This is a genomic window from Megalodesulfovibrio paquesii (assembly GCF_054653055.1).
This window is the reverse complement of the sequence record NZ_BAAIGQ010000005.1, coordinates 159,887-182,062: the sequence shown is the minus strand read 5'-3', so window position 1 is coordinate 182,062 and position 22,176 is coordinate 159,887. Positions and strand designations below refer to the sequence as shown.

Below are 22,176 nucleotides of genomic sequence, written 5' to 3'. Positions count from 1 at the left end.
GCAAAACTGCCCTTTTTCGCGAACCGCTTTCCGTGCCTGGAGACAGCCGTGAACACCATCTGGGACGTTATCATCGTCGGCGCAGGGCCGGCCGGCCTCTTCGCCGCCTACCAGCTGTGCGAGTATTCCGATCTGAAGATCCTGCTCCTGGACAAGGGGTATGACATCCACAAACGCAATTGCCCCATCAAGAAGGAGGGCGCCTGCCGCAAATGCTCGCCCTGCCACATCCTGGCCGGCGTGGGCGGCGCAGGCCTGTTCTCTGATGGCAAGCTCAATTATATCCATAAGCTGGGCAAGTCGGACCTCACCCAGTTCCTGCCCCTTTCCCAGGCCCAGGCCCTCATCGACGAGACGGAACTGGTCTTCAACCGCTTTGGCATGGACGGGCCCGTCTACCCCACCAACTGGGAGGCGGCCAAGGAAATCCGCAAAACAGCCAAAAAGCACGGCGTGGACCTGCTGCTCATCAAGCAAAAGCACCTGGGCAGCGACAAGCTCCCCCACCACATCGCCACCATGTCCGCCCATTTGCGGGACAAGGGCGTGGAGTTCCACACCAGGGAAGAAGCCAGGGACATCGTCATCGAGAACGGCCGCATCACCGGGCTGATCACCGACAAGGCCGAATACAAGACCCGCCAGCTCATTCTGGCCCCTGGCCGCCTGGGCGCAGACTGGTGCTCCCGCCTGGCCGCGAGGCATCAGCTCAGCTGTTCCCAGCGCGGGATCGAGGTGGGCGTGCGCGTGGAGGTGCACAAGGACATTTATTCTGATATCACTGATATCATTTATGATCCGACCTTCTTCATCCAGACCAGCAAATACGACGACTCCACCCGCACCTTCTGCACCAACCGCGAGGGCTTCGTCTCCCTGGAAAACTACCAGGACTTCGTCTGCGTCAATGGCCATGCCTACCGCGACCGCAAGTCCGACAACACCAACTTCGCCTTCCTCTCCAAGGTGGTGCTCACGGAACCCGTGTCCGACAACCAGACCTACGGCGAGGCCATTGGCCGGCTGGCCACCCTCATCGGCGGCGGCAAGCCCATCCTGCAGCGTTTTGGCGACCTGAAACGCGGCCGGCGCTCGACCTGGAACCGGATCATGAAAAGCTCCATCGAACCGACCATGACCAACGTCGTCTGCGGCGACCTGGCCATGGCCCTGCCCGACCGCATCCTGGAAAACCTTGTGGAGGGACTGGAGCGCCTGAACCTCGTCGCTCCCGGCGTCTCCAACGAAGAGACCCTGCTCTACGCGCCGGAGATCAAGTTCTTCGCCAATCAGGTGGAGACGGACAAACACCTCATGACCAGCATTCCCGGCCTGTACGTGGCTGGAGACGGGCCCGGCGTGGCCGGCAACATCGTCGCGGCCGCAGCCACGGGCATTCTGGCAGCCAAGGCCATCCTGGCCCGGTCGGATCATTCCACCCAGCCTGACAGCATTGCCCGTCCCGAGGAGCCCCGCCAATGAGCCGCGTCTGCCTGCTGGCTTTGGCATGCCTGCTCCTTTCTGCAAGCTGCCTGCTCTGGACGCCCCCCCCGCTGCACGCGGGCGGACCTGTCACCGCCGGGGACCGCGCCCTGCAGCTGGAGCGCTGCCTGAGCTACTCCGGCCCGGCCCTGTGGACCTCTGGCGCGGTGTGCCCCCGCAGCGCCGTGGAAGCCCTGTGCCGCCACATGCAGACCACCGCGGCCGCCCGGCAGGATTGCTCGGCCGATTGCCGCCAGCGCCGCCAGGAAACCCGCCAGCGGCTGCTCCAGGCCACCGCCAGCAGCGCGGACTGCCTCCCCTGGCTGGACTACGCGCATCTGCAATGCAAACGGGCGTGTGGGGAGTAAGGGACGGCCGCGCGCCGGACTTGCCACAAGCGGGTGAATGCGCATAGATGGGCCAGGATGACTGTCCGTCTCGCCACCCTTGCCGGGAGGTTGCCCATGCGATTCCTCGCCCTGCCCTTTGGCCTGCGTTCTCTGGTGCGGTCTGGCTTACTTGCTGCCGCGCTGTTGCTCTGCGCCGCCCTGCCGCCCGTGTCCGCGCAAACCGCCGCGCCGGGAGCTGCCGACGATTCTTCCCTGCTTGCGATGGGCGGCTCGCCCCAGATGAGCCTGTCCACCTTCCGTCACCGTTGCAATATGTTCGACGGGCCGGCGAGCAGCGGCATCAACAACAATCAGTGTGGCCCCGGTGACCAGGACGCCATCTGCGTCGCCTTTTCCGACATGCTCTCTGCCGGCTATCCCGGGCAGGACCAATGTATCCGGCAGTGCAGCGCCTTGCGCGCCCAGCTCTCACCACGCTACATCTTCAACGGCTGCCAGTACGTGCTGGACAACGCCTACAGCGTCTGCTCGCGCTACTGCCGGGCCAATCCTGCCCCTGCGCCAGCCGGTTCCTGAGCCGGTTCCTGAGCCGACTCACGAGCCAGGAGGCACTCGCCCGTGCCTCCCGGATTTTTGCGGCAGTTGCATACTGGAACAGGATGATTATATGTCCGTCAAGAGACCGCATTCCCGAGTGCCCAGATGCAGCTGCCCGGGTTCCACAGGGTATCCTGCTTAAATGGCAGTAACACGCTGTGCTGACAAGGCTTCTTAAGGAGCGGTCCCGGAAAGGAGGGTGCCATGTATTACATCGCCACCACCCGGGTCCCTCGGAAACAGTACCAGACCGACCCGATCGTCAGAAACAAGGTTGACGGCATTCTGGCCCATCTGCACAACCTGGCCCTGGATGTAGGCTTCGATCCGGAGAAAAGCGTCATCTTTGAGACGCTTGAAGATGAGGTCAAGATCGGCATTTCGGAAGATTTTGACCTGTACCTGCGCGAATCGCCGGGCGAATGGCGCTACTATTAGGGTCTGCCATCCCTGCCAGGAAACAACGGGGGCGCTCCATCCGGAGCGCCCCCGATTTTCTTGGTGGTACGTCGCCAGCCGGTCCGGAATGTATCCGGAATTGGCCAATCCGGCCCGGGCTCAGTCACCGTCGCAGGCCAGATGGCCTTGCAGGGCTGCATGCAGCTCGGGCGGATCCGGAGCGCGCTCGGGCGGCGGTGGGGTCCAGCTGTTGTAGGCCTTGGTGATGCCCAGGGCCAGCAGCGCGGAAAACACGCCGATGCCCACATCGTAATAAATGGGCGCTGTCAGGCTCATGCGCATCAACAGCGTGGCAATGGCGTAGCCCGAATTGCGGAACACGGCGTGAAAACACGGCACAAAACGGTGGGAAAGAAACACAATGAGAATATCCGAGAAGATCAACACCGTATACACGGTTTCAAAGAAATCCTGGGGATGCTGTCCCGTGGCTTTCAGGTACAGGTAGCGCGCGCCCAGAAAGCAGAAGGCCACCAGCAGACACAGGGCCAAGCCCTTTTTGACGCTGGAAAACCGGTAGCGGTCCATGGCGCAGGAGATGGCTGGCGTGGTCTTGATGGCGCGGTAATACACGCCGATGAGATAAAAAATAATCAAGGCCCCAACGCCGTCGGAAAGGATGGGGTACAACGGCTCCACCCCGGCAGAGAGATCGATGGGCTCGGGCAGGTGGATGAGATGCTTGAAGGAATTGCGCAGCAGGATCAGCGAGAGCAATTCCAGCTGCTTGCCCAGGGCCTGAGACACCGAGGACGGCAGCACGAAGATGAAGCTGAGCACTTCCAGAATGAGCAGAAAGGTAAAGGCCACATTGACGGCGTAATAATGGCTGGTCGGCGTGGCCGAGGCGAGGGGCTCCGGCAGGAATCCCTGGCGCTTGAGTTCAATGCCCAGCAGGGACGCCAGAAAAATGAAGACAATGCCGCCCGCCACGGCGCGCTGGGTGTTCGGATGTTCCCAAAAATGCTCAACCGGGTCGAACACCGTCTTGGCGTATCGATAGATGCGTTCCATGAAATACGCGCCAGACTACCGCTTGAACCAGCCCTTTTTCTTGCCGCTGCCGGATTCCTCTTCCTGGGGAGGCAGCTCACCCGTGGAGCCGGAATCGAAATAAGGCGCCGGGATATTGGATTCATTGGCGTTTTCACGCTTCATGAGCACCTGTCCCTCCAGGAGCGCTCCTTCTTCCACATCCAGAAACGGCGTGACCAGATTGCCCAGCAACCGGGAATTCTTTTGCAGCGTCACTTTGCCCTTGGCCGCGACATTGCCGACGATGGTCCCGTTGGAGACCAGATGCGCCACGTTGATGTCACCTTCCACGCGGGCCTTCTCGCCCAGAATAAGGGTGCCTTCGGAATGAATGACACCCGTGAACGAACAGTCTATGCGCACCATGCCCTTGAACTGGAGCTGCCCTTCAAAGACGGCTCCGGCGCCAAGGAAAGCGTTAATCATGTCCTTGCCGGCCATTGTGCCCTCATTTTCGCTGTCAAATGAATCGAATTCCCGGCACTCCGCCGCGCTGGCGGGCTATCCGAGCGCTGTAATCGCGCAGCGTGCAACTCTTAGCACGTTGGCCACCGGGAGACAATGCCTGCATCCGGGCTGAAACAGTGTATTTACCAACATCGTCACAGGAAGCTGTTCTCATCGGCCCAGGAGAAAAGACTGCGGCCTTGCGTCCGGACGACGCGGGTGATAGTGGAACGGCAAGGCTTGTATCCAGCCGTCCCTAATCACCCTTTACGCTGTGCGTGAACCATGCTCAATCAATCTCCCCCTTACGCCATCGAGCACACGGGCGACCTGATGCGCCTTGTCTTTGCTGGCGACATCAGTCTCAAGGTCACTCCGCAGCTGAAGAAAGATGTGGAACAGGCCCTTGCCAACGCTGGTTTTTCCGTGGTGGAAGTGGATCTCTCCCAAACCACCTTTATGGATTCCACCGGCATCAGCGTTCTGGTCATCCTGCATAAACGCAGCCGGGACCGCGGCGCCACCATGCGCCTGGTCCGCCCCAGCAAGCAGGTGCGCCGGATCCTGGATCTGGTGCAGCTCACCCAGTATTTCGAGATCCAGGACTAGCCGATCCACCCTTGCGGCCTGCAGCAGCCGCGCGGCGCGTTCGCAGGCCCGCGATCAATGCGGCCAATGCTCCGGCAAGCGCAAGCCAGCCCCTGCGCGCAGGCATGGAAGGCTTGGCACAGGCATGGAAGGTCTGGCGCAGGGCACCCTGCCAGAACACGCGGCGACGTCCGTGAGTGCGGAAAAGAAACGAGGGGCGCGGGGCTCCTGGCTGCTGCCCGTGCGCTGGTGCGCAGGTGCATACGGCGGGCATTTCCGGCGCAGGGTCGGCACTGCGAGTGCCCCGGCAGGGCTGGCGCCAAGGCATTCAGAGACTGGCGCCTGCTGGCTCAGACAGCGACCACCGAGTTCTCCGCGCCGGCGAAGTCGCTCCACTCCAGGCGGTCGGGCGCGTCATCATTGAACCAGCGCTCTTCCCCGCCTTCTGCCGCAAGATATTTGAATTGATACGCGTTGCCCACGGCGAGGTCCACGGTGGCGGAAAACTCGCCCGCCTTGTTCTTCTTCATGGGCGTGGTGGACTTTTCCCAGTCGTTGAAATCGCCCACCAGAAACAGCGCGTCCGCGCCATTGACGGCATCGCTGGCAACCTTGAAGGTCACCTTGCATACCGGCTTGGTCTTGAGAAATTTCTTGGTCAGGGCCATGACTCGCCACTCCTCATATTGCTTGTGAGTTGATCAACTGCACGGCGAGGAATCGGTCGAAGACGCACCAGATTCCGAGCCGCCTGTCCCAAGCGTCGGTAGTGGAGGACGAATCTGCGCGGAGTACCGCGCCGCCGGCCAACAGCGTGCGGGCTAGCCGTTGGCGGCGTCGTCCTGCCCGATAATGTCCAGGGCTTCCTTGAAGAAGTCTTCCTCGCGGGCGTCTTCTTCGAGTCCGCACAAGCCTTTCACAGCCAGCAACAGGTCGCGAACATTGACAATCACATCAAACAGGCCATTGTTGATGCGGCAATGCTGGCCTTCGCGCTTGAGCAGGTACGCCCGGCGTTCCTTGACGCGACCATCGTTGCGCACCACGGCATACGCCGTGTAGCCTTGATTAGTGATATACAATTTTTGCTGGGTCAAGGCCCCGGTTTCCGCGTCGTAAAACGAATGCTCGCCGCACAACCGCCCGGTAAAGGCGATCACAGCGCCGGCATCGTTCTGCAACGTGATGGATTCCATGCCGGAATCATTGCGGGTGGGCTCTGCCATGTCCAGTCCTCCTTGAAGGCCGTGCGTCACTCGTCCCCGTCTTCGTCGCTGCCAGGATTGCCTGCGGAAGCGGGGGGTTGCGTCTGCGGGAGCAGTGTCAGCTGCTCGGGTCCCCGGCGGGGCTGCTTTTTTTTGCGCCCCGGCCTGGAAAGAAGCCCTTGGGGCCGCGGGGAGTCGTCAAACAACGCGCCTCCACCCTTTGCGGTCCAATACGCTTCCAAATCAGTTTTGGAAATACGGTATTCCTTGCCAATCTTGGCAGCCAAGAGCTCGTCCGCCTTGATGGCGCGCCGCAAGGTCTCTGGATGCACCTGCAGCAGGGCTGCCGCTTCCAGCAAGGTGAAGGTGGTGCGTGCCGCCTCGCTATCCATCACCACACTGCCTCCTTCCGTGGTCCTGCCTGCATGACCGGGACTGGCCCGGAGCCCAACCAGGGACGCACGGCGCGAGCCGCCATGAGACTCCCTCTCATTGCACTTCGAGGACCAAATACCTCGCTCAATCGATTTGTGTCAACTAAAAACGACAATAATCAACTCTAGACAACATCATGAGTGCCTAGCTCCTTGAAATTTCTACACTACCAAATTGCTTATGCAGATGCAACAAACCGCCCGCTCACGCCTCCGACATGGAGCAGCGACGTGAACGAGCGGCCATGGCGCAACATTTTGTCTGTCGCGGCGGGAGTTAAAAACACACACCTTCCAGAGGCAGCCGAATCTGGAACACCGTGCCTTCACCCTCGCGGGAGGTGAAGCTGGCCCGACCCTTCAGATACCGTTCGGTCAGGAGCTTGATGGAATACGTCCCCAGACCGCGCCCGGGGCCCTTGGTGGTGAAAGAACGCTGAAAAATCTGCAACGCCGCCGCGCGCGGGATGACGCTTGGGTTGCGCACCCAGAAAACCAGATGCTCTGGATCTTGCGGATCAATCTGCGCGCCAATGCGGATCACCGTTCCTGGCGGTTCGGCTTCCAGGGCGTTTTTCAGCATGTTCGCCAGCACCCGCCGCAGCAGGGTGTTGTCGCTCTGGAAGGGGCAGGAGACAGCCTCGCCGTCCAGTTCCAGCGCCCGGCCCTTGGCCACATCGTGCCCGCGCATGGCCGAGATGGCTGCCAGCATCACCTCCCGGCTGTGCAGCCACTGCATCTGGGGGTGCAGCTCGTCGTTTTCCGCGTCCAGCAAGAGCTTCTGGGCCAGAATCTCGTCCACCATGCCCTGGAAGAACTGGTGCACCAGAGTCAGCTCCTCCATGATTTCCGGCGGGGCTTCCTCGCAGGCCAGTTCCACCAGATTGCGCAGGCTGCCCACGGTGTTCAGGATGTCATGGAAGAAAATCCGCTCCAGGGCGCGGCGCCGCTTTTCGTGGCTGATATCCATGATGGCAAAGACCACGAACTGCTCATCCGCATGATGAAAGGGGGAGCCGCAGACCTTGAGATCATAGGCTTCCACCAGTTCATCGTCCCGGCGGGTGATGCGGCACTCCTCGGTTCCGCGGATGCCCTCCAGGCCCGAGAGAATGACCTTGAGCGCGCCGCACTGGGTGCAGGCCTCGCTGGTGCCGCAGCCATGGCTGGCCGCGCGGGCGTGCTCGCACTGGAACAGTTCCCCGGGCCGCACACCCAGGATCGGCTCCATGCTGTCCAGCTTGAGCATGTCCAGCAACTGATTGTTGGCAAAGAGGATTTGCCGGTGCTTGTTCAGAATCAGCACCAGATTGGTCACGGAATCCATCAGGGTACGGATGAGGGGGTCCGTGAACAGTTGGGCCTGCTCGCGAACCTCGGCAAGACTGGCGCGGCTGATCAGCCCAAGCGGCGGCTGAAACACCCCGCGCTTTGGCGCCAGCGGCCGCAAGGCCACCAAGGCAGAAGTACGGCTGGACATGATTCACCTTGTGCCGCGCCCACGCGCGCATTCTCGCCAGCACCCTGCAGCGGTGCCGGCATTGCGGTTCCCAACAGCGACCTGCCCCCCAGAACCGCTGCACCCGGCCTTCCTTCCATAAGGGCTTACCCCAGCTCTGCCGCTGCAGGCAAGCCCCGGGCTTTGGCGGGGTTTCCTTTTCATCGGGCGAGATCGCATCGCCGCTTGCCCATTATCACGCATTTGTATAATCCTGTAATCCTGCAACACCTGCGGCGTGCATGCCCTTCCGCAACCACGCCGTGCAACCCCGTCAAGGAGCCTCACATGCTGAAAGCCACCTGGGAAAAAGTCTTTGAATACGCGTCCATGCCCGTGCACGGCACCCTTTCCCGCAAACTGCGCAAAGAAGTGAAGATCCAGATCAACGAAGGCGAAGTGTACGCCGACGCCACGATTTTCCTGGGCGAGGAGTTCATCCGCATCACCTGCAAAAAAGGTGACGAAGCAGTAAACACCTATTATGACTGGGACAAGCTTGCCTCAGTCCGCACCTATAGCAAGGCAGAATAACAAATACGTCACACACCGGGGAGATATGACGCTCCCCGGTGTGTGGCTTCAGCCTTGGCAGTGGCAGACCGCCATGTGATCCGGCGGTCCACAGCCCAGGCCCGGCGCAAAGGCGGCCTCCAGGCACTGATGCAGGTAGCACTGGGCGCGGGTCACGGCATCTTGCAGGGGCATCCCCTGCCCCAGCCCGGCGGCGATGGCTGCGGAAAGCGTGCAGCCCGTGCCGTGGGTGTGCGTGGTCTGGACCCGGGGCATGGGCAGGGCCAGGGGCGCCTGGCCGGGCAAGCCCAGCCAGTCAAGGAGCTGCCCGTCCACATCTGCGGATTCGTCGAAGTGTCCACCCTTGAGCAGCACCGCGCCGGCGCCCAGTTCCAGCAGCCGGGCGATGGCTGCGGCGACGTCGTCCGACGTGTTGATGGCCATGCCGGTCAGGCGTTCAGCCTCGGGGCGGTTGGGCGTCACCAGGGCGGCCAGGGGCAGCATGCGGGCGATGAGGGCCTCCACAGCGTCGTCCTGCAGCAGGGCATGCCCGCTCTGACTCATGCACACGGGATCCACCACCAGCGGGAAGGGGCGCGCGGCGAATTGGGCGTCCAGCCGTTCGGCCAGGGCTTCGATGATGGCGGCGGAAAAGAGCATGCCCGTCTTGGCGGCAGCAATGGGAAAGCCGGCCAGCACGGCATCCAGCTGCGCCACGGCGAACGCTGGCGGCGGCGCGTGAATGCCCGTTACCCCCAGACCGTTTTGGGCCGTGAGCGCGGTGATCACCGTGGTGCCGAAGCCGCCCAGGGCGGAAAAGGTTTTGAGATCGGCCTGAATGCCTGCGCCGCCGCCGGAATCGGAGCCGGCAATGGTCAGCAGGCAGGGGCGGTTGCCCTGTGTGGCAGCCAGTCCCTTAGCGGGTGCCGTGGAGGGATCCTTCGTCGGCTGGGTCATCGAACGCGCACTCCTTTTCCACCTGTTCGGACTCGGTCTGCACTTCGCGAATGCCCTTGAGGCTCATGCCGGACTGGGCCATGACGTACAGCGCGGCCAGCACCGTGGGCACAAAGAACATGAAGCGCAGCACCAGGGCCATGGCCAGGGCGGTTTCGCGTTCCACCTTGAACAGGGACATGGCGAACACAAAGGCCCCTTCGAACACGCCTACCCCGCCAGGGGAAGACGGCGCGGCAAAGCCGATGGACGCCACCACGAATACCGTCAGCGTCTGGGCAAAACTCAGATCCAGTTCGCCCATCATCCACACGGCGGCGAAGTAAACCACGGCAAAACCGGCCCAGACGAACAGGCTGTAGCCGCCCAGGGCTGCAAAAAAGCGTGGATTGGCCCGGCACTGCAGCTGTTCCATCACCTCGTGGAACAGATCCTTCAGCTTTTGGCCTGGCAGGAATTTGGCCACCAGCTCGCACAGCCCCGGCTTCCAGCGAAAGAGAATCACCGCGGCCCAGATGCTGCCGACCACAATGGCCATGGGCGCCACGACCACGTTCTTGCCCAGCAGAAACGCCGCGGCCAGTCCGAGGAGCAGCAGAATATTCAGATCGAAGAACCGCTCCCAGAAAATCAGCCCCAGGCCCTTGCCCAGGGGGATGCCGGTCTTTTTGCGCAGGTAGTAGGCCTTGGCCACCTCACCCAGCTTGGCCGGCAGGATGTTGTTCACTCCCAGACAGAAGACGCTGGCCTTGAGAGAAACCAGCAGCGAGGCCTGCCAGTGCGACAGGTAGCTGATGCGCAAGGCCACGGGCAGATACTGCACCACAGACAGCACGCCTGTGACACACAGGCCGAACCAGCCGAATTGCTGTACTGCGCCCAGAAACTTGTCCCATTCCAGGCCCCAGAAGGCATACACAAGGCAGCCTCCCACCAGGGCAAACCGTATGGCGGTGCCCAAATGCTTTGGTAACTTGATGCTCATGCAGTCCCGCTGGCAATCCCTGTGGTCAGTTGGTGTAATTGGCGGATGGAATGGCAATTCTCACTACATGCTTCACAACGCCGCGTCCAGCAGCATATTGTTGCGATGCACCGCTTCGGCATACAGGCCAGGCCCAAGTACGGCCTCGATTTCCGTCAGCCGTTTGCCCATGATCTTGCGCAAATCCTGAGCCCGGTAATTGGCCAGCCCCACGCCGAGGCAACGGCCGTCCAGCCCGCAGATGCGCACCAGTGCCCCGCGGCCGAAGCTGCCCTCCACCCCGCACACCCCGATGGGCAGGAGGCTTTTGCCATTGGTCGTCAGGGCGTGGGCTGCGCCGTCATCCACGGTCAGCGTGCCCGCGGGCACGGCGTTGTAGGCCAGGCGGAACTTGCGCTGGGGGATGCTCTTGGTGTGCGGCACCACAAAGGTGCCGATGGCCTCGCCATCCAGGGCCCGGACCAGTGCGCCGGGCGTGCGGCCGGAAACGATGAGCGTGGGGGCCTCCAGCTGGGCCGCCCGCCGGGCCGCGCGCAGTTTGGAGTACATGCCGCCGGTGCCCACGGCCGTCTTGCCCGAGCACATGGCTTCGAGATTGAGGGAATCGATGTCTTCGATGTAGTCCAGGCGTCGAGCGTCCTGATTCTCGGCAGGGTTGGCGGTGTACACGCCATCGGCCGAGGTCAGGTTCACCAGCAGATCGCCTTCCACCACATTCAGCAGCAGGGCGGCCAGGGTGTCGTTGTCCCCGAATTCCAGCTCTTCCACCACCACGGTATCGTTCTCATTCACCACCGGCACCGCGCCCCAGCTGAAGAGCACGCCAAAGGTGTTGCGGGCATTGAGAAAGCGGCGGGGGCTTTTCAGATCATCCCTGGTGAGCAGAAGCTGGGCAGTCAGGATGCCGTGTTTGGCGAAGGCCTGGTCATACGCGTGCATAAGGCGGCTCTGCCCCACGGCCGAAGCGGCCTGTCGGTCGGGCATGCCGTGGATGACCCGGCACTTTTCCGAGGTGCAGATCACCCCGCGCCCCGCGGCCACCGCGCCGGAAGAAACCAGCACCACCTGCAGCCCGCGGCCCATGAGTTCGGCGATCTGCCCGGCCAGCTGCTCGATGACCGCATCATCCAGGCCGGTCTTTCCGGTGAGCACGGCGCTGCCCACCTTGACCACCACCCGCCGGGCCTTGGCCAGCCACTGGCGGCGGACGGCCAGCTGCGCCTCTACGTCATCCTGCGTGGACATGACATCACTCGCGGCCTGACTCATGGCCTGACTCCCGATTTCCCGCGGTCAGTTTCCGCGGCGTGCGTCACCCGCCTGGAGCAGGGCAAGCATTTCCCAGATCGCAGCCAGCAACGGCTCCACGCCATGCTTTTCCTTGGCCGAGATAAAGAAGATGCGCATGGCATCGGCCTTGGCTCGATCTTTCAGAATCTTGAGCTGTTCCGGGGTGATGAGGTCAATTTTGTTAACCACGCGCAGTTGGGGCTTGTCCAGCAGCGCGGGATCGAAGGCGGCCATTTCTTCATCCACCAGCCGGAAGCCCGCCCAGGGGTCCAACGGCTCCGCCTCAGCAGAAGCCTCGCTAAAAATCCGCTGGTCAATGTCTTCCACGGAGAGCAAATGCACCAGGCAACGCGTGCGCTCCACGTGCTTGAGGAACCGGACGCCCAGGCCCTGGCCCAGGTGCGCGCCTTCAATAAGGCCGGGGATGTCGGCCATGATGAAGCGCTCGCCCAGGTCCGCGCCGGGGCCGTCCATGACCACGCCGAGGTTGGGCGTGAGGGTGGTGAAAGGATAGTTGGCGATCTTGGGACGGGCGTGTGACACAGCGCTGATGAACGTGGACTTGCCGGCATTGGGCAACCCCACCAGACCGACATCGGCCAGGATCTTCAGTTCCAGCCGCAGCTTACGTTCCTGGCCCGGCTCGCCGGGCTGGGCGAAGCGGGGGGCGCGCATGGTGGAGGACTTGAAGTGGACATTGCCCTTGCCGCCGCGGCCGCCTTTGACAGCCAGCCAGCGCTTGCCTGGGGTGTCCAGGTCTGCCACGAGCACGCCGCGGGCGTCCTGGACCTCGTCCTCCTCCGCATCATCTTCCATTTCGCCGGCCGCATTTGCATCGTCACAGGTATCTTCGCAGCTGGCGATGCAGCCTTCATCATCGAATTCGTTGAGCTCGTCGAAGTCGGCATCGCCGCCGCCCTCGTCAATGTCATCGCCTGCGGCATCGTCATCATCATCGTCAGCGTAGCCATCGAGCTTGAGCATCTCTTCGATGTCCAGGGGCTCGTTGGGCCGCCAGTTGAGCTGGGGCGGGGCCAGGAAGCCGCCGTCCACCACCTTGGGCGAGACCTGTCGGTCGTCGGTGTCGGGCTCGGCCTTGGGCTGGGGCAGCTCGTAAATGAGCGTGCCTACCGGGACCTTGATGACGAGATCGTGACCGGCGCGGCCGTAACGCTGCTGACCCATGCCATACTGGCCGTTCTCCGCGCCGTAGCGGCGCTTGAGGCGGAAGTCGTACAGGGTCAGGAGATCGGCGGAGGCTTCGAACCAGACGTCGCCGCCATGGCCGCCATCGCCACCGTCCGGCCCGCCGCGGGGGATGAATTTCTCCCGGCGAAACGAGACGCAGCCGCGCCCTCCGTTTCCGGAGCGCACGGAAATAACGGCTTCATCAACGAATTTCATGGGCGGACCTGGGGATGCAAAAGAAAAACAGCAAGAAGACGCGGGCACTCCGCGGACAAACCACGGAAGCCCGGCGTCGAAAAAGCGATGCCGAAGAGGGTGAAAGGCGTTGCGCGCCTTTCACCCTCTTCGCAAACGCATGAAGCGCTGGCCTAGGCCTCGGCGGCTGCAGCGGGAGCTTCCGCCGGCAGCACGTGCACGCGAGTCTTGACCTTGCGGTTGCGCAGGTACTTTTCGAACTTCACCACGCCGTCGGCAAGGGCGAAGAGCGTGTAGTCGCTGCCCACGCCGACATTCTTGCCAGCGTGGAACGTGGAGCCGACCTGACGCACAAGAATGTTGCCAGCCCGCACCACCTGCCCGCCGTAGCGCTTGACGCCACGACGTTGACCCTGTGAGTCGCGGCCGTTTCTGGAACTGCCGCCTGCTTTTTTATGTGCCATGGGTGCTTCTCCTTAGGCGATGGACGTGACCCTGAGCGTGGTGTACTGCTGACGATGCCCCTGCTTGCGGCGGGAATCGTTGCGACGCCACTTCTTGAAGACCACAACCTTCTTGTCTTTGAAGTGCTCCACAACCTCACAGGAGACCGTGGCGCCGTCCACATAGGGCGCACCGACCTTGACGTCGTCGCCGCCAGACAGCATGAGAACCTTGTCCAGCTTCACTTCCTGACCAGGCTCGGCCGCCAGGAGATCCACGTCAACAAGCGCGCCTTCCTGCACCTTGTACTGCTTGCCACTGCATTCAATAATTGCGAACATGTTTTCCTCCGGCATGGGAAACAGGCTTACTACCGGATGCCGGGCATCACGTCAATGGAATTTTTCTTGCCCGTCTCCCATTTTTTTGTCAGGCCAAAATACTCAAGAATCTTGAAGCCTACGGGATAGCCGGCATAGGGGTCGCCCTGGCGGCCGGCATCCACGGACAGGGACAGCAAGGTCACCTCGGCCCCGCCCATGCACTGCTGGAAGCGCTCCCAGATGGCGCTGCCCTGGGTGAAGCGGGTGTAGGTCTCGGCGCAATGGTTGCTTCTGGCCCAGAAGGTGGCGCTGCGGATGGCGGAGTTCATGGTCAGAAAACCGGACCCCACCGGGGCGGCAACCTCGCCGCCAAAATAGGGATATTTCACATCCTCCATGCTGTGCACATGCAGCACGGGCAAGGTGCGGGCAGGCCGGCAGCCCGGCCAGTCCAGCCCCGCCCCCACCACAGCCAGACCGGCCAGCAGGTCGGCCCGCTCGCAGGCCATGCGACCGGCCATCATCCCCCCCGCCCCGCGGCCGGCCAGGTAGATGCGCTGCGGGTCGATGCCGAATCTGGCCGGCAGGGCCTGCAGAAGGGCCACCAGCCAGGCTGCGTCCGGCGCCTGGCTGGTGGCAGCCTCGCCGCAACAGGAGCCGGCATTCCAGGAAAGCGCGCCCTGCGGACCGCTGCCCTGCGGGACCACCAGCAGCACCCCGGCATCGCGGGCCGAGGCTTCCAGCCCCAGGGAGCCTGCGGCGGCGTGGGGATCTGAGCCGGCGTCGTGCAGATAAATCAAGGCGGTGCGAGGCTCCACCCACTGCTCTGGCGGCAGGAAAAGCACGGGCCGGGGTGGTGGCGGAGCGCCTAAGCCCGGGGACGGGACTGGGGCCGGGGTGGCCGCTTCCCGGCCAGGCCCCGTGGCAGGCCCCGTGGCAGGCCCCGTGGCAGCCGCCTTGGGAGTCTCTCTGGCCGCAGGGTCCAGTGTCCCGCCATCGGGCTGGGCCGGCGCCGCCGGCCTGGCCTGGGGCATGGTCATGCCGGGCATGGCCGGATTGGTGGTCCGCGCCTTGCGCCCCCCGCCGGTTTTGCAGCCCGGGGACACAGCCAGGACCAGGCACAGAACCAGCATCATGAACAAGCTGTAACGCATGTATTTTCTCCTGGGACCGATTGCATTCATCCAGCCCTGTTTGATACAGTGAACCGGCTCTCAGCGTCCAGCGATCAATCCCTTGCGACGGGATTGATCGCGTTTTTTCCGGAGGATTTCATGACCGTCTGTCCCTTGCACCGCAACCGTCTTGCCTGCGCCCTGTTTTCCTGCGTTTTTGGTCTCCTTGGATTCATCTGCTCGGCGGGGGGGCCCAGCCAGGCGTCCGCAGCCCAGGCCCAACCCCCGGTGCAGAATCTGGCACCGGGCGGCGTTCCCGCCACGGCGCCCAGCAGCCCCCTGGGCGTCAAGGATCCCCTGCTGCCGTCCGCCTCCAAGGCACAGACGGCAGAGGAAAAAATCATGACCGGCATCGAATCCGCCCGCCGCGGCGCGCATGAGGTAGCCGTGCGCTACTTTACCGAGGCCATCGATTCCGGGGAACTCTCCACGTACGACAAAGGCACGGCCCTCAAGGCCCGCGCCCTGGCTTGGTTTGACCGCGGCAACATGGAGGAAGCCCTCAAGGACTTTTCCGCAGCCTCCAGCATTCTTGTTTCCGACCCGGATGTGTTCCACAACCGCGCCAATATCTACCTGAAAATGGGTCGCAACAACGAGGCCAAGCCGGATCTCGAACGCGCCCAGGATCTGTACTTTGACCGTGGCTCCATGTGGCTGGAAAAGGACGACCTGGACAAGGCCATCTCCGACTTCACCAAGGCCATTCTCCTGGACGGCAGGGATGCCGATGCCTACCTGCACCGGGCCATCGCCCTCAAAATCAAGGGCGATCTGGACAAAGCCATCCTGGACTACACCAAATCCATTGAACTGCACCCGGACGCCACCGCCTATTCCAACCGTGGCAATGCCTGGCTGAAAAAGGGCGACCTGACCAAGGCCAAGGCCGACTATGACAAGGCCGAGAGCATGGACCCCGGTTATCCGCACACGTATTTCAACCGCGCCCAGCTCTTCCTGCAGCAGGGCAACCTGCAGGGCGCCATGGCCGACATCAACAAAGCCTTGAACATTGACAAGGAAGATGCCCAGGCCTACGCCACCCGCGGGGCCATATATGCCCGCATGGGCAATACCGGGCAGGCCCAGCAGGAGTACACCAAGGCCAAGGCCCTGGATCCGCAGGTGGAAATTCCGCAATAACGTCATTGCCTGCCGCAACATGGGGAGGGAGTATGCTGCGTTCACTGACAGTTGCTGTTGCGTTGCTTGCTGCGGCGCTGGCATTTCTGTGTCCCGGAAGTCGCGCCCTGGCCCCCGCCTTGGCGGCGGAGGCGTCCCTCTTCAGCAAGGATTTGGCCGAGCCAAAGGATATTCTCGCCGCCAGCGCCGTCAGTGCAGACGATGGCGGCCTGAAGCTTCAGACCGCCAAGGCCACCACGCTGCAGCTGGCCACCCTGGATGATCCTGATGTGGAGTCCGCCATTGTCAGCTTTTCCGCCAAACTGCGGACCCGGGGGCTCAAGGGGCAGGCCTACCTGGAAATGCTCTGTCGCTTCAAGGACAAAGGAGAGTTCTTCTCCCGCGGGATGAACATGCCCCTTTCCGGAGACACCGACTGGACTACCCAGGCCATTCCGTTCTATCTGAACGCCGGGGAAAACCCTGACCGCATCCAGCTCAACCTCATCGTCACCGGACCGGGAGAGGTCTGGATAGACATGCTGGAGGTCCGGGCTGTTCCCTGGAAACCGTAAGCGAGGGTCGCGCGGATTACATCCTGTTGCATTCGCGGGCACGCTTTTTTACACTGACGGCTCACGCCCCCCTGTACTCCTGCAGGCAGACCAGAAGGATCCCTCGTGCCCGCTCCGCAAGATCCCCACACGCCAGACCATGCCGCCGATACTGCCCATGAGGTTATCCATGTGGACAGTTTTGTTGGCGACAATGCCGTCTATGCCGTCGATCCCCAGGCCTGGACCTGCACCTGCGCGGAGTGGCGCGAGCTGCGCGCCGGCTTCAAGGAACGCGATGTCCGCCGGTTCTGCCCCCACTTGCTGCACGTGTTCCGCATGCAGCCCGAGCTGCTGCCCGGCAATTTCAAGGAGCGGGACCGGCGCATTGTGGAACGCCTGGAACCCCTGCACCTGGGATATCCCATCTGCCGGCGCATCGTCTCCCTGCCCCTGCCCATGCTCGCCCACCAGAGCGGCCCGGACAGCGCGGATATCTTTTTCCTGAAAGACCGGACCTCCCCCTGGGTCAGTGTGCTGAACGCCGAGGGGTTGTTTCATTATCACCCCGCAGAAGACCGCTGGGCCAACCGGTATGCGCCTTCGGACATGATTCATCGCCAGACCCTGGAGCTGCGCATCCACAAGGCCCTGCACCAGGAAACCGGCGGGGTGCCGCCGCATGCACAGTCCCCGGAGCAGCCGGGCAGCCCCTATTCCGGCTCCCCGCTTGCCTCGCAGGGAGAACCGCAGCCCGCGTACGCCCCGCCCCATCACCCCGGAGACACCGCCGCCGGAGCCCCCTGGGACATGCCTGACGAGGCCATCCCCCCCGTCGAGCCCCTGCATGCCCGCGGGGAGGAGGCCGCCGCGCCCAGGCCGCACCGGCCGGTGCATTTTGACATGGCCGACGCCCCGCCCCGCCCCGCCCACTCCTCCGGCCATGCCGCCACCCCGGCCTCGCAAAGCTCGCGGTTCACCTCCCCCACGCCTCCCCCTGGGCGCGGCAAGGAGACCAAGGAACCTTCCCACCGCTCACCGGGCTGCCTGATCCTGGCCCTGGCCGCGGCCTGCGCCCTGGGCGCAGTGTTCTTTCTGCATCAGGCCGATGTCCCTCTGGTCTCCCTGGGCTCCCTCACCCGCGCGGCTTCCAAACTCTTCCAGCGCGAAACCCCGCCGCCGCCCCTGCCCGGCCACTCCGAACCAGCAAAGTCCACCGCCCCTGCCGCGGATGCCCCCCCCTCCCCTGGCCTGCAGACCGCATCCGACGGTCTCTGGCCCCAGACCGAGCAGGCCAAGGATATCCTTAAACTCATCCAGGCCAACCCCAGCCAGGGCCGCTATACCATCACCAAAAAACTGCCCGACAGCGTCGTCCTCTTTGGCGTGGATCTGGACGTCCAATCCATTTATCGCATCGAACGCTTCACCAACGGCACCGAGTCCCGCGACAGCTGGCTGGGCAACACCAAATTCCGGCTCGAAAGCGCCGCCCAGGGCGGCACCCTGGCCGATGTGCCCAAGTAGGCCAACGAAAAGAAAGAAAAGAGAAGAAACGACACGGGGGAACTGAGTTCCCCCGAACCCCCTCCAGTTGTTTTTTATGCGGCGCGGCGCTCCGGCGCTGCGTTGCACAAAAAAACGAACAGGGGGTCCAGGGGGGATTATCCCCCCTGGTTTTCTTCGTTCTCTGCTCTCTTCTTCCTCTGCTCACTCCTTCTCCCCACTCCTTCCGCCCACATCCCGCTTTGGGCACAGGGCTTCCAGCGGGCAGCGGGCGCAGTGCGGGCTGCGGGCAGGGCAGACCTCGCGGCCAAAGAGCACGAGCCAGTGGTTGAGCCGGCCCCAGTCGGCCTGGGGAGTCAGGGTCATGAGGTCTTTTTCGATGCGGGCCACGTCCTTGGAATCGGTCAGCCCCAGCCGCCAGCTCAGGCGTTTGACGTGGGTATCCACGGCCACGCCGGCCTGGACGCCAAAGGCGTTGGCCAGGACGATATTGGCCGTCTTGCGGGCCACGCCGGGCAGTTCGAGAAGGGCGTCCATGGTCTGCGGCACCTGGCCGGCGTGGCGGTCCAGGATGATGCGGGCGGCGGCGATGAGATGTCTGGCCTTGTTGCGAAAAAAACCTGTGGAATGGATCAGCGTTTCCACCTCGGCCTGTCCGGCCCCGGCCATGGCCGAAACATCCGGAAATCGGGCAAAGAGGCCGGGGGTCACCTGGTTCACGCGGTCGTCTGTGCATTGGGCCGAAAGCACCGTGGCCACCAGCAGTTCCCAGGGCGTGCCCCAGTGGAGCATGGTTTCCGGTGTCGGATAACGGGCGGCCAGGATGGCCAGGATGGCGTTGATACGATGGGGGTCTTGGTGCAAGGCGGCGGGGCGGGCACTGACGCGGGGCATGAGGAATTCTCCAGGAAGAGGCCAAACGGGCGATCCAGGGCAGACAGTTGCCGAAAAATCACGTATGAGCAAGCCAGGATTCCCTTTTAGATTCAGAGGAGCCTTGCATGCATCGGGTTGTTGCGTTTTGCGTGTTGTTGGTGGCGTTGTTGTTGTTTGCCATGTCTCTGCATGCCTCCACGCAGGGGTCTGCCCAGGACGCCGGGGCGCTGACCGTGGCCAAATGTGCCGGCGCCTGTCATGATCCCCGCCGAATCTGTTTCCGTCTGGGCAAGGTGGAGCCGTCTTTCTGGCCGGCCACGGTGGCCAAGATGCAGCAGAAGGGTGCGAAAATAGACGAAACCCAGGCCAGGGCCATTGCCGGCTGGCTGACCACTTCCGGCCCCAGCGCCAAGCCGTTGTGCCCCTGAGGGCGGCATGGAGAATTGCCATGGAAGCCAGACTGCTCTACATCACTGCTCCAAGCATGGACGAAGCGCGCGCCCTGGGCCGTCGCCTGCTGGAACGCCGGCTGTGCGCCTGCGTGAACATGGTTCCCAACATGCAGGCCATGTATTGGTGGAAAGACGCCATCGAAGAAGGCGAGGAAGTGGTCATGCTCTGCAAGACCACCCTGGCCAAGGTCCAGTCCTGCATTGATGCCGTCCGGGAACTGCACAGTTACGACGTCCCATGCGTGGTGGCCCTGCCCATTCTGGCCGGCAACCCGGATTTTCTGCAATGGATTGAGGACGAGACCACGCCGCCGGCCATGGCCTGACCGTTCACCTTTTACCCTGACTGGAGAGACCCCCGCATGCGCATCTACGTTTCCGGCTCCCTGGCCTATGACCGGATCATGAGCTTTCCCGGCCGCTTTGCAGATCACATTCTTCCGGACAAGCTGCACATCCTGAATGTCTGCTTTCTGGTGGATGGTCTGGCGGAAAAGTTCGGCGGCACCGCCGGCAATATCGCCTACACCCTGGTGCTTCTGGGCAAGTCTCCGCTTATTCTTGGCGCCGCCGGCAAGGACTTCGGGGCGTATGAGGCGCACCTGCGCAAGCTCGGCCTTTCCCTGGACGGCATCCGTCACGTGGATGAGGAGTTCACTGCCGGCGCGTACATCACCACCGACCGCGACGACAACCAGATCACCGGCTTCAACCCCGGCGCCATGCGCCAGCCCTGCACCTACGACCTGGGCCACACCCAGGCCGGCGGGGCCATCGCCATCATCGGCCCCGGCAATCTGGAAGACATGACCACCCTGCCGGAGAAGTTCGCCGCCCTGAACATCCCCTACATTTTCGATCCGGGCCAGCAGATCCCTGCCCTGAGCGGCGACCAGCTCAAAAAATGCATCGCCGGCTCCCGGATTTTCATCTCCAACGACTATGAAATGGAAATGGTCAGCAAATCCACCGGCCTGACCAAGGCCGAAGTGGCTGATCTGCCCGAAATCTGCATCACCACCCTGGGCGAGAAGGGCGCGGTCTGCCGCAACGGCAAGGATGGCCTGCTGGAGATCGACGCCGTGCCCGTCAAGGAAGTCAAAGACCCCACTGGCGCGGGCGATTCCTTCCGTGCCGGCCTGCTCTGCGGGCTGGTGGACGGCATGGATCTCGCCGCCGCCTGTCGCATGGGCGCCACGGCCGCGGCCTTCTGCGTGGAACAGCACGGCACCCAGGAACACCGCTTCACCCTGGATGAATTCTGGTCCCGCTACCCCCTGCATCTGGGGGACCCGCGGTAGCAGAGCAAGAAGACCAGAGGCGGGGGGATGTCTGAGTTTGAATCGAGGCCCCCCCGCCCCGCTGCGAAGGACGAGGTGCGTATGCGCGATGTCGAACTTCCGGCCCTGGACGCGTTTCTGAAAGCCCGCTTCGGCCCGGCCGCCCGGCTCCTCGCCGTGCGCACCATGGCCGGGGCCAGCAAGCAAGGCATCAAGGAATTCGGCTACGGCAAGCCCGTGCTTGTGGAATATGAACAGGACGGGCACAGGCGCGAAGCCGTGCTCTCCTCCATGCGCGGCGACAAATACGGCCACCAGTTCTACTGGGACCGCGCCGCCATCCTCATGTTCCAGCACGAGACCTCGGCCCGTCTCCCCGGCCACGCCCGCTCCCTGGCCCTGGGCTATGTGGCTGCCGGCGGCCGGCTGGTGCTCTGCAACGACATCGAAGAGTTCTTTCTGCTGCAGGAAAAGCTGCCCGGCCATGACTATTATGACGACCTGGAGCGCGTCCGCAGCGGCGGGTTCCGGCCCCAGGATGTGACCATGGCCCGTGCCCTGGCCGGCTGGCTGGCGGATATCCATCGCACCAGGAAAGACGATCCCGATCTGTACTATCGCCACATCCGCAATCTCATCGGCTCCAGCGAATGCATCCTCGGCCTGATCGACGAAGCCTATCCGGCCGACTATCCCGACTTTTCCGCCGAACGTTTCCTGGCCCTGGAAAAACGCCTCCTGGACTGGCGCTGGCGGCTCAAGCCCCTGCATCACCGGCTGGCCCAGGTGCATGGGGACTTCCATCCTTTCAATGTCCTGACCACCGAGGCCGGCGGCTTCGGCCTCCTGGACCGTAGCCGTGGCGAATGGGGCGAGCCGGCCGGCGATCTGGCGGCCATGGCCGTCAATTACCTGCTCCTGGGCCTGCTCATGCGGCCCGAGGCGCCCTTGCGCTTCGAAGGCCCGTTCCGGCAGCTCTGGAACGCCTTTTTCGAGGAATACCTGAGCCGGACGGGGGACGCCCAGGCCCTGGAGGTCATTGCCCCATTCTTCGTCTTCCGCTGTCTGGTGGTGGCCTCGCCCCAATGGTACCCCAGCCACCCCCCGGCCGTGCGGCAGGCGCTCCTGCGCTTCATGGAACGGGTGGTGGAGACGCCTTTTGATTTCAGGCAACCGGAAGCGCTGCTGGACTGACAGGACAAGGCCGGCGAGTGCAGC

At 63.2% G+C, this 22,176-nt stretch carries 27 protein-coding genes; 13 read left to right on the top strand and 14 right to left on the bottom strand.

All coding sequences use genetic code 11. The features are described 5' to 3' along the window. Nucleotides 1–48 precede the first annotated feature (48 nt). The 4 genes from ACYQ00_RS07330 to ACYQ00_RS07315 all read left to right on the top strand — a co-directional run bounded on the left by ACYQ00_RS07330 (nt 49) and on the right by ACYQ00_RS07315 (nt 2,867). Complete coding sequence (locus tag ACYQ00_RS07330; protein ID WP_460031482.1) at nt 49–1,482, top strand: NAD(P)/FAD-dependent oxidoreductase; 1,434 nt, start codon at nt 49–51, stop codon at nt 1,480–1,482. After that, nucleotides 1,479–1,850 (top strand): hypothetical protein, encoded by a 372-nt coding sequence (locus tag ACYQ00_RS07325; RefSeq protein WP_460031481.1) that lies wholly within the window; start codon nt 1,479–1,481, stop codon nt 1,848–1,850. The genes ACYQ00_RS07330 and ACYQ00_RS07325 overlap by 4 nt, the downstream gene beginning before the upstream one ends. Nucleotides 1,851–1,946: 96 nt before the next feature. Continuing rightward, nucleotides 1,947–2,408: a hypothetical protein gene (locus ACYQ00_RS07320; RefSeq protein WP_460031480.1), complete on the top strand. Its 462-nt coding sequence runs from the start codon at nt 1,947–1,949 to the stop codon at nt 2,406–2,408. Nucleotides 2,409–2,633: 225 nt separating this feature from the next. Next, nucleotides 2,634–2,867 carry a hypothetical protein gene (locus ACYQ00_RS07315; RefSeq protein ID WP_460031479.1) on the top strand — a complete coding sequence of 78 codons (234 nt, stop codon included), beginning with the start codon at nt 2,634–2,636 and terminating at the stop codon, nt 2,865–2,867. A 120-nt stretch (nt 2,868–2,987) separates the two neighbouring features. Here ACYQ00_RS07315 and ACYQ00_RS07310 read toward each other — a convergent pair whose 3' ends face one another. Both ACYQ00_RS07310 and ACYQ00_RS07305 read right to left on the bottom strand, forming a co-directional pair. Further along, nucleotides 2,988–3,902, bottom strand: coding sequence for a hypothetical protein (locus ACYQ00_RS07310; protein WP_460031478.1), 915 nt, complete (start codon nt 3,900–3,902; stop codon nt 2,988–2,990). 15 nt (nt 3,903–3,917) lie between these two features. After that, on the bottom strand, nt 3,918–4,364 hold the full coding sequence (locus ACYQ00_RS07305) for a bactofilin family protein (protein WP_460031477.1): 447 nt from the start codon (nt 4,362–4,364) through the stop codon (nt 3,918–3,920). A 291-nt stretch (nt 4,365–4,655) separates the two neighbouring features. On the opposite strand from ACYQ00_RS07305, the gene ACYQ00_RS07300 reads away from it, so the two are divergent. Continuing rightward, nucleotides 4,656–4,979, top strand: a complete 324-nt coding sequence (locus tag ACYQ00_RS07300) for an STAS domain-containing protein (RefSeq protein WP_460031476.1) — start codon at nt 4,656–4,658, stop codon at nt 4,977–4,979. A 329-nt stretch (nt 4,980–5,308) separates the two neighbouring features. On the opposite strand, the gene ACYQ00_RS07295 is transcribed toward ACYQ00_RS07300, so the two are convergent. The 4 genes from ACYQ00_RS07295 to ACYQ00_RS07280 form a co-directional block, all read right to left on the bottom strand. Further along, nucleotides 5,309–5,626 carry an isoamylase early set domain-containing protein gene (locus ACYQ00_RS07295; RefSeq protein WP_460031475.1) on the bottom strand — a complete coding sequence of 106 codons (318 nt, stop codon included), beginning with the start codon at nt 5,624–5,626 and terminating at the stop codon, nt 5,309–5,311. 153 nt (nt 5,627–5,779) lie between these two features. Further along, nucleotides 5,780–6,184 (bottom strand): hypothetical protein, encoded by a 405-nt coding sequence (locus ACYQ00_RS07290; RefSeq protein ID WP_460031474.1) that lies wholly within the window; start codon nt 6,182–6,184, stop codon nt 5,780–5,782. A gap of 26 nt (nt 6,185–6,210) precedes the next feature. Beyond that, the gene (locus tag ACYQ00_RS07285; RefSeq protein ID WP_460032492.1) at nt 6,211–6,555 is read right to left on the bottom strand and encodes a helix-turn-helix domain-containing protein; all 345 of its coding nucleotides are present in this window, start codon (nt 6,553–6,555) and stop codon (nt 6,211–6,213) included. Nucleotides 6,556–6,874: 319 nt separating this feature from the next. After that, nucleotides 6,875–8,077 (bottom strand): sensor histidine kinase, encoded by a 1,203-nt coding sequence (locus ACYQ00_RS07280; protein ID WP_460031473.1) that lies wholly within the window; start codon nt 8,075–8,077, stop codon nt 6,875–6,877. A gap of 306 nt (nt 8,078–8,383) precedes the next feature. Here ACYQ00_RS07280 and ACYQ00_RS07275 point away from each other — a divergent pair, with 306 nt between their 5' ends. After that, nucleotides 8,384–8,629 carry a hypothetical protein gene (locus tag ACYQ00_RS07275; RefSeq protein ID WP_460031472.1) on the top strand — a complete coding sequence of 82 codons (246 nt, stop codon included), beginning with the start codon at nt 8,384–8,386 and terminating at the stop codon, nt 8,627–8,629. 48 nt (nt 8,630–8,677) lie between these two features. Here ACYQ00_RS07275 and thiD read toward each other — a convergent pair whose 3' ends face one another. The 7 genes from thiD to ACYQ00_RS07240 all read right to left on the bottom strand — a co-directional run bounded on the left by thiD (nt 8,678) and on the right by ACYQ00_RS07240 (nt 15,144). Beyond that, nucleotides 8,678–9,565: a bifunctional hydroxymethylpyrimidine kinase/phosphomethylpyrimidine kinase gene (gene thiD, locus ACYQ00_RS07270; RefSeq protein WP_460031471.1), complete on the bottom strand. Its 888-nt coding sequence runs from the start codon at nt 9,563–9,565 to the stop codon at nt 8,678–8,680. After that, on the bottom strand, nt 9,525–10,550 hold the full coding sequence (locus ACYQ00_RS07265; RefSeq protein ID WP_460031470.1) for a lysylphosphatidylglycerol synthase transmembrane domain-containing protein: 1,026 nt from the start codon (nt 10,548–10,550) through the stop codon (nt 9,525–9,527). The genes thiD and ACYQ00_RS07265 overlap by 41 nt, the downstream gene beginning before the upstream one ends. Nucleotides 10,551–10,622: 72 nt before the next feature. After that, on the bottom strand, nt 10,623–11,795 hold the full coding sequence (proB, locus tag ACYQ00_RS07260; protein WP_460032491.1) for a glutamate 5-kinase: 1,173 nt from the start codon (nt 11,793–11,795) through the stop codon (nt 10,623–10,625). A gap of 48 nt (nt 11,796–11,843) precedes the next feature. After that, the gene (locus tag ACYQ00_RS07255; RefSeq protein WP_460031469.1) at nt 11,844–13,244 is read right to left on the bottom strand and encodes an Obg family GTPase; all 1,401 of its coding nucleotides are present in this window, start codon (nt 13,242–13,244) and stop codon (nt 11,844–11,846) included. A gap of 152 nt (nt 13,245–13,396) precedes the next feature. Beyond that, nucleotides 13,397–13,687, bottom strand: coding sequence for a 50S ribosomal protein L27 (rpmA, locus tag ACYQ00_RS07250; protein ID WP_460031468.1), 291 nt, complete (start codon nt 13,685–13,687; stop codon nt 13,397–13,399). A 12-nt stretch (nt 13,688–13,699) separates the two neighbouring features. Continuing rightward, nucleotides 13,700–14,008, bottom strand: coding sequence for a 50S ribosomal protein L21 (gene rplU, locus ACYQ00_RS07245; protein WP_460031467.1), 309 nt, complete (start codon nt 14,006–14,008; stop codon nt 13,700–13,702). A 29-nt stretch (nt 14,009–14,037) separates the two neighbouring features. After that, entirely contained in the window at nt 14,038–15,144 is a 1,107-nt protein-coding gene (locus ACYQ00_RS07240) for an alpha/beta hydrolase family protein (protein WP_460031466.1), read from the bottom strand. Between the two features lie 120 nt (nt 15,145–15,264). On the opposite strand from ACYQ00_RS07240, the gene ACYQ00_RS07235 reads away from it, so the two are divergent. The 3 genes from ACYQ00_RS07235 to ACYQ00_RS07225 all read left to right on the top strand — a co-directional run bounded on the left by ACYQ00_RS07235 (nt 15,265) and on the right by ACYQ00_RS07225 (nt 18,371). Then, on the top strand, nt 15,265–16,311 hold the full coding sequence (locus tag ACYQ00_RS07235) for a tetratricopeptide repeat protein (RefSeq protein WP_460031465.1): 1,047 nt from the start codon (nt 15,265–15,267) through the stop codon (nt 16,309–16,311). 32 nt (nt 16,312–16,343) lie between these two features. Further along, nucleotides 16,344–16,865, top strand: coding sequence for a hypothetical protein (locus ACYQ00_RS07230; protein ID WP_460031464.1), 522 nt, complete (start codon nt 16,344–16,346; stop codon nt 16,863–16,865). Between the two features lie 105 nt (nt 16,866–16,970). Then, nucleotides 16,971–18,371, top strand: coding sequence for a hypothetical protein (locus ACYQ00_RS07225; RefSeq protein WP_460031463.1), 1,401 nt, complete (start codon nt 16,971–16,973; stop codon nt 18,369–18,371). Between the two features lie 183 nt (nt 18,372–18,554). Here the strand turns inward: ACYQ00_RS07225 and nth are convergent, their stop codons facing one another. After that, nucleotides 18,555–19,244: an endonuclease III gene (gene nth / locus ACYQ00_RS07220; protein WP_460031462.1), complete on the bottom strand. Its 690-nt coding sequence runs from the start codon at nt 19,242–19,244 to the stop codon at nt 18,555–18,557. A 107-nt stretch (nt 19,245–19,351) separates the two neighbouring features. Between nth and ACYQ00_RS07215 the strand changes: the two genes are divergently transcribed. From ACYQ00_RS07215 to ACYQ00_RS07200, 4 genes are all read left to right on the top strand, one after another. Then, nucleotides 19,352–19,654: a hypothetical protein gene (locus tag ACYQ00_RS07215; RefSeq protein ID WP_460031461.1), complete on the top strand. Its 303-nt coding sequence runs from the start codon at nt 19,352–19,354 to the stop codon at nt 19,652–19,654. Nucleotides 19,655–19,674: 20 nt separating this feature from the next. Further along, complete coding sequence (gene cutA / locus ACYQ00_RS07210; protein WP_460031460.1) at nt 19,675–20,004, top strand: divalent-cation tolerance protein CutA; 330 nt, start codon at nt 19,675–19,677, stop codon at nt 20,002–20,004. A gap of 36 nt (nt 20,005–20,040) precedes the next feature. Continuing rightward, complete coding sequence (locus tag ACYQ00_RS07205) at nt 20,041–20,979, top strand: carbohydrate kinase family protein (RefSeq protein ID WP_460031459.1); 939 nt, start codon at nt 20,041–20,043, stop codon at nt 20,977–20,979. An 81-nt stretch (nt 20,980–21,060) separates the two neighbouring features. Beyond that, nucleotides 21,061–22,152: a phosphotransferase family protein gene (locus tag ACYQ00_RS07200; RefSeq protein WP_460031458.1), complete on the top strand. Its 1,092-nt coding sequence runs from the start codon at nt 21,061–21,063 to the stop codon at nt 22,150–22,152. The last annotated feature ends 24 nt before the right edge of the window (nt 22,153–22,176 follow it).